The 12654-nt window shown below is 47.2% G+C and carries 13 protein-coding genes; 9 read left to right on the top strand and 4 right to left on the bottom strand.

What is annotated here, in order from left to right; genetic code table 11:
* Window positions 1-42: 42 nt before the first annotated feature.
* From ruvA to NATSA_RS02650, 3 genes are read right to left on the bottom strand one after another with little or no spacing between them, the layout of a single operon-like run.
* Window positions 43-630 carry a Holliday junction branch migration protein RuvA gene (gene ruvA / locus NATSA_RS02660; RefSeq protein ID WP_210510178.1) on the bottom strand — a complete coding sequence of 196 codons (588 nt, stop codon included), beginning with the start codon at window positions 628-630 and terminating at the stop codon, window positions 43-45.
* 24 nt (window positions 631-654) lie between these two features.
* A complete protein-coding gene (gene ruvC, locus NATSA_RS02655) occupies window positions 655-1242 on the bottom strand; it encodes a crossover junction endodeoxyribonuclease RuvC (protein ID WP_210510177.1) in 588 nt (195 codons plus the stop codon).
* Window positions 1243-1246: 4 nt separating this feature from the next.
* Window positions 1247-2086 (bottom strand): enoyl-ACP reductase FabI, encoded by an 840-nt coding sequence (locus NATSA_RS02650; protein ID WP_210510175.1) that lies wholly within the window; start codon window positions 2084-2086, stop codon window positions 1247-1249.
* Window positions 2087-2347: 261 nt separating this feature from the next.
* Between NATSA_RS02650 and ffh the strand changes: the two genes are divergently transcribed.
* Genes ffh through rplS form a run of 5 tightly spaced genes read left to right on the top strand, consistent with a single transcriptional unit; the run spans window position 2348 to window position 6220 of the window.
* The gene (gene ffh, locus NATSA_RS02645) at window positions 2348-3694 is read left to right on the top strand and encodes a signal recognition particle protein (protein WP_210510174.1); all 1347 of its coding nucleotides are present in this window, start codon (window positions 2348-2350) and stop codon (window positions 3692-3694) included.
* A 33-nt stretch (window positions 3695-3727) separates the two neighbouring features.
* The gene (gene rpsP / locus NATSA_RS15655; RefSeq protein ID WP_210510172.1) at window positions 3728-4603 is read left to right on the top strand and encodes a 30S ribosomal protein S16; all 876 of its coding nucleotides are present in this window, start codon (window positions 3728-3730) and stop codon (window positions 4601-4603) included.
* Between the two features lie 39 nt (window positions 4604-4642).
* Window positions 4643-5170: a ribosome maturation factor RimM gene (gene rimM, locus NATSA_RS02635; protein ID WP_210510171.1), complete on the top strand. Its 528-nt coding sequence runs from the start codon at window positions 4643-4645 to the stop codon at window positions 5168-5170.
* Between the two features lie 3 nt (window positions 5171-5173).
* A complete protein-coding gene (gene trmD / locus NATSA_RS02630) occupies window positions 5174-5866 on the top strand; it encodes a tRNA (guanosine(37)-N1)-methyltransferase TrmD (protein ID WP_210510169.1) in 693 nt (230 codons plus the stop codon).
* A gap of 15 nt (window positions 5867-5881) precedes the next feature.
* A complete protein-coding gene (gene rplS, locus NATSA_RS02625) occupies window positions 5882-6220 on the top strand; it encodes a 50S ribosomal protein L19 (RefSeq protein ID WP_210510167.1) in 339 nt (112 codons plus the stop codon).
* Window positions 6221-6304: 84 nt separating this feature from the next.
* Here rplS and NATSA_RS02620 read toward each other — a convergent pair whose 3' ends face one another.
* Window positions 6305-7402, bottom strand: coding sequence for an Mrp/NBP35 family ATP-binding protein (locus tag NATSA_RS02620; protein ID WP_210510166.1), 1098 nt, complete (start codon window positions 7400-7402; stop codon window positions 6305-6307).
* Between the two features lie 189 nt (window positions 7403-7591).
* On the opposite strand from NATSA_RS02620, the gene gcvT reads away from it, so the two are divergent.
* From gcvT to NATSA_RS02600, 4 genes are read left to right on the top strand one after another with little or no spacing between them, the layout of a single operon-like run.
* A complete protein-coding gene (gene gcvT, locus NATSA_RS02615; RefSeq protein ID WP_210510165.1) occupies window positions 7592-8695 on the top strand; it encodes a glycine cleavage system aminomethyltransferase GcvT in 1104 nt (367 codons plus the stop codon).
* Window positions 8692-9420 carry a 2-phosphosulfolactate phosphatase gene (locus tag NATSA_RS02610; protein WP_210510163.1) on the top strand — a complete coding sequence of 243 codons (729 nt, stop codon included), beginning with the start codon at window positions 8692-8694 and terminating at the stop codon, window positions 9418-9420. Before gcvT ends, NATSA_RS02610 begins: the two co-directional genes overlap by 4 nt.
* Window positions 9421-11964: an FtsK/SpoIIIE family DNA translocase gene (locus NATSA_RS02605; protein ID WP_210510162.1), complete on the top strand. Its 2544-nt coding sequence runs from the start codon at window positions 9421-9423 to the stop codon at window positions 11962-11964. It abuts the gene before it with no gap.
* Complete coding sequence (locus NATSA_RS02600) at window positions 11948-12652, top strand: LolA family protein (RefSeq protein WP_210510160.1); 705 nt, start codon at window positions 11948-11950, stop codon at window positions 12650-12652. Before NATSA_RS02605 ends, NATSA_RS02600 begins: the two co-directional genes overlap by 17 nt.
* Window positions 12653-12654: the final 2 nt, after the last annotated feature.

Below are 12654 nucleotides of genomic sequence, written 5' to 3'. Positions count from 1 at the left end.
AATGATGGTAATAAAAAGATAACAGGTGTTATTAAATTGTTACTATTGCAGGTGTTTCAATGCTTTTTTCAGTAAATCCGAGACGGTTTCGGATTCTTTCGTCTGGTCGGCAGCGGTCCGGACTGCCTTTAGTGCGGCATTATGGTGATAACCCAGGGACTCAAGAGCAGAAACTGTTTCCTGCTGCAGTGAATCTGTGACCTCGCCCGGGGTTTCATGCTCAGAAATTTCACCGAGTTTGTCTTTCAGTTCCAGCACAATACGTTCAGCTGACTTTTTGCCTATTCCCGGACTTTTTGCGATCAATCCGGCCTGTTGATGAATGATAGCCTGTACCAGGTTTTTCGGAGGCATGGCAGAAAGAAGGGCAAGTGCCAGCCGCGGACCAATACTTTTTACTGAAATCAATAATTCAAAAAGATTTTTTTCTTCCAAATCAGCAAATCCGTAGAGCTGCTGGTCGTTTTCTGAAATATGATGGTAAATGAATAGTGTGCATTTGGAGCCGGGTGACGGCAGCCGGTCCAGTGTGTGATTGGAAATGCGGACAGCATATCCTACGCCGCCGGTGTCGACCAGTACCTTTCCGCCTTCACTATTGATGATAGAGCCATTTAACAGAGCGATCATAATAATATCGTTGCCTGAACGGGTTTATGGGTTTCTGACCCTGTCCGGGTTGTTCTCAACAAAGTCATCCCAGGAGTTTTTTCGTCTGTGTCTGAATCCTGTTGAAGTGTCTGCAGATTCGGTGACACCCTGCGGGTCGCGCAGTTTCTGAAAATGACACCAGGCCACAGCGAGAGCATCGGTAGCGTCATCCGAAAGAGCTTCATCAGGAATGGATATCATTTTGTGCAGCATATATGCAACCTGACCCTTTGTGGCATTTCCGGTACCAGTTATCGCCTTTTTTACAGCCTTGGGATAGTATTCGAAAAGAGGTATGCCGCAGTGAAGCACGCCCATGATCAATGCGGCCTGGGCTCGTCCCAGTTTCAGCATAGCTGCAGGATCCTTGCCGTAAACGGGGGTTTCAATGGCACAAATTTCTGCCTCATAAGTGCGTATAACATGTGTAATGTCAGCGTACAGAACTTTGAGCCGTTCATGAGGATCCGGTGTGCCGGAAAGTCGTATGGTATCGCAGCAGACGGAGCGGTAAACCTGTCCTTTCTTTTCCAGGACGGCATAACCGGTACTGCGGGAACCCGGATCAACACCCAGAATCCGTGTAATCATACATTTATGATTCTTTAGATTTATTCAGTTCTGCAAGTTCATATATCAGCTGTTCACTGATTCCGTTGGTAGAAAAGCCACCGTCGTGAAACAGGTTCTGCATGGTCACTTTTCGGGTCAGGTCAGAAAACAGCGTGATGCAGTAATCGGCACACTCATCGGCTGACGGGTTTCCAAGGGGGGCCAGCAGCTCGGCAAAATCATACATGGCATCAAATCCTTTAATACCCGATCCGGCAGAGGTTTTTGTAGGGCCCTGGGAGATGGTATTGACGCGTATTTCCTTGTCAGCGAGCCGGCTGCCAAAGTTTCTTGCGATACTTTCCAAGAGTGCTTTAGCGTCGTTCATGTCGGAGTATTTTGAAAACACCCGCTGGGCACCGATATATGATAAAGCCACAACGCTGGCACCGTCGTTTAAAGCCTCTTTTTCAACACAGGCCTGTAAAACCCGGTGGAGGGATATGGCAGAGATTTCAAGCGTTTGCTGCATCAGTCTGTAATTGATACTGGTGTAGTCATTTTTCTTCCGGATATTGGGCGACATGCCAACGGCATGCAGGATGAAGTCCAACCCGCCGTGCTGTTTTTTTGCGGCTTCGATTAACTCCTTAACCTGATCATAATCGGTGACATCACACGGTATGACTTCGGCGCCTGTTTCCTCACTAAGTTTGTCCAGTGCACCGAACCGCAGTGCGATAGGTGCATTGGTCAAAGTGAAATCAGCACCTTCGCGCTTGCAGGCAATGGCAACCCGCCAGGCAATGCTGCGATCATCCAGTGCTCCGAATATGAGACCTTTTTTTCCTTTAAGCAGGTTATGACTGTTTTCCTGATTCATTTGATAACGATAGTTAAATGTCTGATAAAATTTAAACCTCCTCGGCAGTGTTCCTGTAAAAGTAGCTAAAATGAGATCCTGTAACAAACAACACCTGAGACAAAAAATCCATCTGCATGTCAATAGTGAAATAATATCTTGATTAAAGATGATGTTTTGCATATTTTTCCTGACTTTGCGAATCATAAATGATGTTTTCATTATTTTAATGTCACCCAGTCTGCAAATTTCACACTGGGTCAGCTGTCAACAGCCCGTTTTATGTTTGAAGATCTGTCAACCAAATTAGAATCCGCGTTCAAGTCGGTTTCAGGACAAGCGCGTCTGAGCGATATCAATGTCGCTGAGACGGTAAGGGAGATACGCCGTGCGCTTCTGGATGCGGATGTCAACTATGAGGTGGCCCGTTCTTTGACATCGGCGGTAAAAGAAAAAGCTCTGGGACAGGGGGGGCTGGCAAGTGTAACGCCGGGGCAGCAATTTACGAAAATTGTGTATGACGAGCTGGTCAGCGCTCTTGGTCAGGAGCAGGAAGAGATTACATTCAGCCAGGTACCGCCAACCGTAATTTTGATAGCCGGCCTTCAGGGTTCGGGTAAAACAACTTTTTCGGCCAAACTGGCTAAATGGCTGAAAGACCAGGGCAAGAACCCAATGCTTGCCGCAGCAGATGTTTACAGGCCGGCCGCCGTTGATCAGCTGCGGACCCTTGCATCCGATATCGATGTGCCGGTGCATTCCATTGCTGAAAAAGATGCCCTTCGCGTTGCCAAAGAAGCAGTATCGGAAGCAAAAAAAGCTGCCCGTGACGTACTGATCATTGATACTGCCGGCAGAATGCACGTTGATGAGCACATGATGGATGAGGTGTCGCGCATCAGACAAACTGTCAATGCCACAGAGGTTCTTTTTGTGGTAGACGCCATGACCGGACAGGATGCTGTAAATACTGCCAGGCAGTTCAACAAGCAGATTGATTTTGATGGTGTTGTGCTGACCAAGCTGGATGGAGACACCAGGGGTGGCGCAGCAATATCCATTCGTAACGTAGTTGACAAGCCCATCAAGTTTGTCAGCACCGGTGAAAAGATGGATACGATTTCACCGTTTTATCCTGACAGGATGGCACAGCGTATTCTCGGTATGGGAGACGTTGTGACACTTGTGGAAAAAGCGCAGGAACAGTACGATGAAGTTCAGGCGCGGAAACTGCAGTCCAAACTGGCCAGCAACAGCTTTAACCTCGAAGATTTTTATGGTCAGTTGCAGCAGATAAAAAAAATGGGATCCATGAAGGATCTTGTTGGAATGATCCCCGGCATGAGCAAGCAGCTGGGAGACGCAGAAATTGATGATGATACCATGAAACCCGTTGAGGCCATCATCAATTCAATGACGATAGAAGAAAGACGAAATCCCCAGATCATCAAAGGCAGTCGCAGAAAAAGAATTGCACAAGGCTCGGGTACCACTGTTCGGGAGGTCAATGATCTTCTGAAGCAGTTCGGTCAGATGAAGAAAATGATGAAGACCATGACCAAGATGAACAAAGCCGGCCGCGCCATGGAGGGATTGAAGAATTTAACCGGAAAACGAAAATTTCATTAGCAATAAAGACAAACCTGCTTAGGAGCTAAAACATTGGTTAGACTAAGATTACAACGACACGGCAGAAAACGGTTGCCTTATTATCATATCGTCGCAGCTGACATGAGAACCAAGCGCGACGGAAGGATAATTGAGGACCTGGGAAGATTTAACCCGACTCAGGAACCGTCACTGAAAAAACTTGAAACCGACAGAGTCATATACTGGCTCAAAAACGGTGCGCAGCCCACAGATACCGTTCGGTCCATCCTCAAAAAGGAAGGTATCTTCTATCGTCTTCATCTGGAAAGATGGGGAAAGTCTGAAGATGAAATCGAACAGACTATCTCTCAGTGGAAAGAAGAACGCCAGAAAGGTGAAAAGAAAGCAGTCACCAAGGCTGAGCGTATGAAGCAGCAGCTGAAAGCGGAAGAAGAGAAGTTCAAAAAAGAACAGGAAGCAAGGGCTAAGGAAGAGGCTGAAAAAGCTAAAGCCGCTGCCGAAGCCAAAAAAGCAGAAGAGGCTGCCGCAGAGAAGGGTGAAGAAGTTGCTGCAGAAAAGAAAGAAGAAGCTGATGCCGGTAAAGCCGAAGAAGTAAAGGAAGAGCAAGCTGACAGCAAGGAAGCTGAAGCGGAAGAAAAGAAGGAAGAAAAGAAGGAAAAAGCCGAGAAAAAAGCAGAAGCTCCTGCTGAGAAGAAAGAAGCTGATGTCGGCAAAGCTGAAGAAGCAAAGGAAGAGAAAGCTGACAGCAAGGAAGCTGAAGCGGAAGCTAAGAAGGAAGAAAAGCCGAAAGAGGCTGAGAAAAAAGCAGAAAAGGATGCTTCCGGCAATGAAGAGAAGAAGGCAGACTCAGAAAAAAAGGCTGAAGAAGAGCCCAAGGACAAGGATGACTCTGCAGCGGAAAGCTCTTCAGATAAAGAAGAAAAGTAGGCTGGGCAGTAACGGTCAGTCTCAGGGCCAGCTCCTGACATGATTAAAAAAACACCTCCGGGTCTTAGTGAATTGGGAAAAGTGGTGAAAGCCCAGGGCACCAGAGGTGGTTTATTGATTGAAGTTTTTAATCCGGCCTCAGTAAATGAGTTGCCGGAACTGGTATATATCCGGTATCCTGACAAGCAGTGGGTACCTTACAGACTTTCGGATGTAAGGGAGCACAAATCCAGGAGCCGGAACTTGTTCTTTGTTATACTGGAAGGAATTAGCTCGCGAACGGAAGCCGAATCACTCCGGGATCTTACGCTGATGACGGACCAGCCCGTGTCTGCAATTGAAGACGAAGAGTCATCAGTTGCCGGTTATAATGTCCTGCGCAGCGACGGAAGTCACATTGGCGTAGTTTCCGATATACTGGAAACACCCGCCTATGACATTCTTGTTATTCAGGCCGGGGAAAAACAAGTCCTGATACCCTGGGTTGATCAGTATGTCACGGATTGCGATCACACAGAGGAACAAGTCATGACCAAAAATACCCTGGATCTTGAATCACTGGCTTAAAAAATGAGAATTGATATCATTTCTGCTGTTCCGGAGCTGTTGTCTGGTCCGCTGGACTACAGCATTGTCGGCCGGGCCCGCAAAGCCGGACATGTTGAAGTCGTCATCCATGATCTGAGATCGTACACAACGGACAAACACGGTAAGGTTGATGACTATCCGTACGGCGGCGGAGCAGGTCTGGTAATGACACCCCAGCCGATTTTTGACTGCATTCAGTCACTGCAGAAGCAAAGGGCATACGATGAAGTTATTTTTCCGACACCGGATGCTCCCGTGATTGAACAGCAAAAAGTTAATGAACTCACTCTTTTAAACAATATCATTCTCCTTTGCGGACACTATAAGGGGGTTGATCAAAGAGTTCGCGATGAACTTGTCACTCTTGAAGTCAGCATTGGCGATTATGTATTGTCTGGCGGTGAATTGCCGGCGATGGTCCTGGTTGACGGTATAGTCCGGCTCTTGCCCGGTGTTCTCGGCGATGCAGAAAGTGCATTGGATGATTCTTTTCAGGATGGATTACTGTCACCACCGGTTTATACGCGTCCGGCCAACTTTCGTGGCAATACGATTCCGGAAGTTCTGACTTCCGGAAATCATAACGAAATAAGAAAATGGCGGGAACAGAAAGCTATAGAATTAAGCAAAAAAGTCCGGCCGGACTTGTACAACAAATTTATCAACAAATCCTAATCAATAGGCAAAACAATGGAAAAGCTCAGTCTTATTGAACAGACACAGATCCGTGATGATCACCCGGAGTTCGATGCAGGAGATACTGTAAACGTTCATTACAGGGTAAGAGAAGGCGAAAAAGAACGAATTCAGCAGTACCAGGGCGTCGTAATCGGCAAAAGAGGCAGCGGTGCCAACAAAACATTTATCGTCAGGAAAATTTCCAGCAACGTTGGAGTTGAGAGGATTTTCCCGATGAATTCACCGGCCATAGCCAAGATTGAAGTGAAGAAAAGAGGAAAAGTGCGCAGAGCCAAACTTTTCTATCTGCGGTCCCTGCGTGGCCGTGCGGCAAGGCTTCGTGAAAAATAGATTGCAGCTAAAAAACGGGTGCCGGACCTTTCATTGACCAGCACCCGTTACTCTGATAGTTCAGATCGATTATAATGTTGTTTGTCAGCGGTACTGTATCTCCACTTTTTCCGTTGGCTCGGCGGTAGCATTACGAATGGCAACCTGTTGTGCAACTCTCTGTGAGAGTTCTGTAAATGCCTTAGATGAAAGAGCGGTTGAATCCTCCACAACGATCGGCTTGCCGGAGTCTCCGCCTTCACGGAGCTGTTGTTCAATAGGCACCTCTCCGAGAAAAGGAACACCCATCTTTTCAGCCAGGTTCTTGGCCCCGTCCTTTCCGAATATATGATACTTCTTGTCCGGAAGATCCGGAGGAGTGAAATATGCCATGTTTTCAATGATCCCAAGAACCGGCACGTTGACCTTGCCGAACATGGCGACACCCTTTCTGGCATCATCAAGTGCTACGGTCTGCGGGGTGGAAACAATGACTGCGGCGGTAAGCGGAACAGACTGAACAATAGTGAGCTGAATGTCACCTGTGCCGGGAGGCAGGTCAAGGATGAGGTAATCCAGTTCTCCCCAGTCTGTTTCACTGAGAAACTGTTTCACAGCGCTGGAAACCATCGGGCCGCGCCAGACAACAGCCTCATCCTGCTTCACAAGAAATCCCATCGACAGAAGCTTGACGCCGTATTTTTCCAGAGGCACCAGTTTGCGTTGCGTGTTGATATTGGGCCGTTCGTGTATATCAAACATCGTAGGGATACTCGGGCCGTAAATATCAGTATCCACGAGGCCGACTTTGGCGCCGGTTTGAGCCAGTGCGACGGCCAGGTTAACCGATACGGTCGACTTGCCAACGCCGCCCTTTCCTGATGCAACGGCTATCACATTCTTGACGTCCTTGAGCAGATTCTGATCGCCTTGTCCTTCCGCCCTGCTTTTTGTAACCTTTGAACTCATGTTGGGAGTGACAACAGCTTCTTCATCGACCAGATGTTTTACGGCATTGATGCACGCACGTTCAATTTCCGCCTTCATCGGGCAGGCAGGAGTAGTAAGATTAACCGTAAAGGATACATTCTTCCCGTCAATTTTAATGTCTTCAATCATATTAAGAGAGACCAGGTCCTTTCCAAGGTCCGGGTCAATGACATTCCGGAGCGCATCCAGAACATCTTCATGTGTAATAGCCATAACAGATCAGCATTTGGTTAAACGTAAAAAAACTCAGAGCTAATAAATATATCTGATTTCTTATGCTTGCAACATAAAAGAAATAAAAAATATTCCAACAGAAACTGAAAATCAGTTAGCTTAAATATTTCAATCCCCCCAAATGGATTACGATATTTGTATCTTGACTGGGAACCTAAAAAAACAATTATGCTTAAGAGAACACCCTTGTTTGAAGTGCATCGGTCTTTTAATGCCCGTCTGGTGGATTTTTACGGTTTTGAAATGCCGGTGCAGTACAAGAGTATTAAAGAAGAGCACATCGCGGTCAGAAAAAAGGCCGGTATGTTTGATGTATCACACATGGGAGAGATTCTGGTTCGCGGAGAGAGAGCGCTGGAAGTGGTTCAGGATCTGACTGTAAATGATGCCTCAAAGCTGAAACCCGGCAAGGCGCAGTATTCGGTCATGTGCTGGGAGCATGGCGGAATCGTGGATGATCTGCTGGTGTATTGCCTGTCGGATGTGGAATACATGATGGTCATCAACGGCAGCAATATTGAAAAAGATTTTAACTGGATACTCGAAGTAAATGCCGGAAGGGCGGAGGTTAGCAATATCTCAGATGAGATAGGGCTGATTGCGGTCCAGGGACCTGAATCAGCAAAAGTCCTGAAATCACTTACCACGGACAGGCCGGATACCATACCGCAGTTCGAATTCCGGTCAATGCAGATTTCCGACTATGAGAATATCCTGGTATCAGCAACCGGCTATACCGGAGAAAAAGGCTTCGAACTGTATTTCAACATCCGGCATGTGAATGCCTGTGATTTATGGCAGAACATTATGGTTGCCGGTGATGCTCTCGGACTGGTTCCATGCGGACTCGGTGCGCGTGACACCCTGCGCATGGAAGCCGGACTGCCCTTGTATGGAAATGACCTGACGCAAGACACCACACCTCTCGAGGCTCGGCTTGGTTGGCTAGTCAAATGGGATAAAGGTGATTTTGTGGGCAAAGAAGCTCTTCTGAAGCAAAAACAAGAAGGGGTCAGCAGGAAGCTTTACGGCATGGTGATGAAGGAGCCCAAAAGAATACCAAGAATCGGATCTCCGATTATTGACGAGAATGACAATGAAATTGGAGAAGTAACCAGCGGAGGATTGTCCGTCATGCTGGATAAAGGTATCGCAATGGGATATGTGCCCGCTTCTTATGCAGGACCCGGTCACGAAATTGGAATAACCATCAGAAACCGGCACTGTCCATGCGAGACGGTTAAACCACCATTCTACAGTAACAGCAAATGAATAATAACATAGATGTTTATTCATCATCGGTTGCTTTTACCGAAGATGACGTAAGGGACAAGACGGTTGTGGTAATTGATGTGCTCCGGGCCTGTTCAACCATACAGGCGGCACTGGAAAACGGAGCCGCCGGGGTAATCCCCGTCGCAGAAAACGATGATGCGGGCAAATACACCCGCAGCCTTGATGCATCGCGAATTTTACTTTGCGGAGAAAAAGGAGGAAAAAAAATTGAAGGGTACCGGCTGGGCAACTCGCCGCTCGAATATGTATATGATATAGTAAACGCTAAAATCATAATACTGAAAACAACCAACGGTACAAGGGCTGTCACAAGAAGCAGCAATGCAAAAGAAGTGCTTATCGCAAGTTTTCTCAACCTGACTGCTGTAGTTGATTATCTCAAAAAGCAAAACACGAGGGATGTTCTGCTGATATGTTCCGGGTGGAATAATCGTCTTTCAATAGAAGACATGTTGTGCGCGGGTACCCTCACATACCGGCTGTTTGACGGAAAACTGCCTGCAGATGCAACAGACGGAACCAAGGTCGCTTTTTCCCTTTATCAGAAATTCGGGGAAAATATTTCAAAGCTGATTGATTCATCCAATCATGCAAAAAGACTTAAAGCCATTGGCTACGAAAAGGATATTGATTTTTGCAGTCAGGTTGACCTTTATTCCTCTGTGCCGGTATTGTATCAGGGAATGATCAGATTGAATTAAATGAGTAAAAAAAAGAATAATAGTACCCCTCTTATCAGCTATGAAAGGAAAATGGAAATGCTTGGCATCATCATCATTGCCATAGCTGCATCCATTGCGATCAGTATCATAACCTACCGGAGCGAGGATTTCGCCATCATACAAAGTGTGAGCTTCCGGACACTGATGGATTTAGGGCAGGGCCCGGCATTGCGCATCCAGAACGGCCTTGGTCCTTTGGGTGCGTACATGTCACACTTCTTTGTGCATATCCTTTTTGGATATATTTCCATGATCCTTGTTGTCATCATGCTGTCATACGGCTGGAATATTTTCAGGCACAATGCACTTGCCATAGTGCATCTCAAGTCGTTGTATGCTGTTTTTGTGATGATTCTGTCGGCATCAATCATGGGTTGGGTGCATAATGAATTTGATGCTGTTTCGGCCGACTGGGCCGGATCTTCGGGAGTTGCCATTGCCTACCTTCTCAGAGGCCTGACCGGACAGTACGGACCCGTCATCATTCTTGGAAGCATGAGTTTAATTGCACTCATTTTGCTGTTCAATAAAGATGTTCAGTCTGCTTTTGACCGAATCAGACAGGCCGGAGTATGGTTCGGAAGTATTTTCTCAAGTAGTGCTTCTGCTAATGAAGATCCGGAAGAACGGGATGCGGCCAGTGTAAAGCAAGTCCGTGACTCTGCTCAGGAAAAAGGTTCTGACGGCAGCAGAAACCAGAAGAATGGAACAGAGGAGGATGAGGACAGCAGGCGAAAACGATGGGAAGAGCTTGTTTCTTCCTCAAGTGAAAGAGAGCAGGCGAGGAAACTAAAGGAGCAGAAGGAAACCGGGGAAACCCGCCCCCCAAGAGCCATTTTGTCCCGTGAAAACAGAGGTGACGACGGCGCCGAAAGAGGAAGTTCCGGGAAAAATGAACCCGGAGATGATCAAGGTGCGGACGGCACGGCGGAAGCCGGTGAGCAGGACGTTGACATTCGTATTTACAAGGGGACTCCGGAAGAAGAGGCCGGGAAAAGAAAGCTGGAAAAGGAACGAAAGAAGCAGCTCGAAAAACCCCAGATTACATATCGTTTTCCTGCTCTTGACCTGCTGGATAAAGCTCCTGAAGAGGACAACGAGGTCGATTATGAGGAGATCAATCGCAACAAAATGATAATCCTCGATAAACTTAACCGGCACGGAATAGATATCACAGCTATAGAGGCTATCGTTGGACCGACCGTCACCCTGTATGAGCTGCAACCCGCCCCGGATGTGAAAATCAGTAAAATAGAAAGTTATGCCAATGATCTTAAAATGGCGATGGCTACCAAAGGGTTGCGCATAATCGCCCCCATCCCTGGTAAATCGGCCGTAGGAATTGAGGTGCCCAACCGGAAAAAAGAGACCGTTTATATCCGCTCGCTGATCAATACCCGGAAATTTGCAGAAACATCCATGAAGTTGCCCGTTGCTTTCGGAAGAACCATCGAAAATGAAGTGTTTATGGTGGATCTGGCGCGGCTGCCCCACCTGTTGATGGCAGGTGCGACAGGATCAGGAAAAACAGTGGGCATTAATACGATAATCACCTGTCTTCTTTACAAATGCCATCCGGATGATCTGAAATTTGTAATGGTGGATCCGAAAAAAATCGAGCTGTCACTTTTCCGCAATATTCAGAATCATTTCCTGGCAACTCTTCCGAATGCGACAGAACCTATCATAACGGATACTGCCGAAGTGTTGCAAACGCTTAACAGTGTCTGCAAAGAAATGGATGAACGGTATGATCTGCTCAAGATGGCCACGGTCAGGGATATCACTTCCTACAATGAAAAGTTCAAGGAGGGATCCCTGGATAATGAGCTCGGGCACAGGCATTTACCCTATATTGTAGTTATAATCGATGAGCTTGCAGATCTGATGATGACTGCAGGCAAGCAGATAGAGGAGCCGATTGCCAGGCTGGCACAGCTTGCCCGGGCTGTTGGAATACATCTTGTCATTGCGACTCAGCGGCCATCCGTAAATGTCATAACCGGGACTATCAAGGCGAACTTCCCTGCAAGAGTTGCATACAGAGTGGCCTCCAAAATTGATTCAAGGACCATTCTTGATACCATGGGGGCTGATCAGCTCGTTGGAAGAGGTGATATGCTCTACAACAGCGGTGGCGTCAGCATGGTCCGTCTGCAAAATGCTTTCGTTTCCACAGAGGAAGTGGACCGGATAAATGAATTCATTGGAAACCAGACAGGTTATGATCGCCCCTATTATCTCCCCGAAACTGAGGATCCCAATGACCAGGGTGGCTCACTTGAGAAGGGGGAAAGGGATGAGCTGTTTGAGGAAGCCGCAAAAGTGCTGGTATTGCATCAGCAAGGTTCGGTATCACTGCTGCAGCGCAAGCTCAAACTGGGTTATAACCGGGCCGGCCGGCTTATTGACCAACTTTTTACGGCCGGAATCGTCGGACCTTACCAGGGAAGCACAGCAAGGGAAGTCCTTGTAGAAAATGAAGATGAACTGCAGGAATTATTGAATGATCTGGACAACTGAAAAAAAACGAAATGGCGGATGGCGGTTAACGGACGGTGCGGGTAACGTGCCGGTTCCGGGATGGAAGAAAACGGTGTTGCTGACAGCCTGGATGATAGTGATGATGGCATCGGGCAGCTTGGTTAAAGCGTATGATATTGAGCAATCGGATCTGGACCGTGTGATTCAGACATTTCAGGAGGGCCGGGTGTTTCACGCCGTTATGACCCATACTTTTACGGACTCATATACTGGTGAAGAAGATGTGACCGAAGGGGAGATCTGGATATCACAAGACAAGTATCTGATCAGGGCGGAATACCAGACCATTCTTGTTGACGGGGAGACTTCGGTTGTATACAATGAATCGCAAAACAAAGTCCTGATAAGCAGATATGAGCCGGAGGAGGATGATTTTGCGCCTTCCCGCTTCTTCTCGGGAAAAGATGAAGTGTTCTCCGTATCTGACACCTCTCCCCAGAACGGCAACACTGCCTTTACCCTCAAGCCGGATGATCCTTTTGAAATATTTACGCGGGTTACCATAGTCCTTGGACCGGACCGTGTTCCGCTTGAGATCAGCGCTGTTGATCAGATGGATAACAACATGAGTACAACATTCAAAGATGCAGAATTTCTGGAAGACTCAGATGCGGTTTTTACGCTTGACTATCCCGATGATGCCGAAATTATCGATTTAAGAAAGTAGGG

The sequence above is a fragment of the Natronogracilivirga saccharolytica genome (assembly GCF_017921895.1).
Classification (GTDB): Bacteria; Bacteroidota; Rhodothermia; order Balneolales; family Natronogracilivirgulaceae; genus Natronogracilivirga; species Natronogracilivirga saccharolytica.
This window is presented reverse-complemented; position numbering and strand designations above follow the sequence as displayed.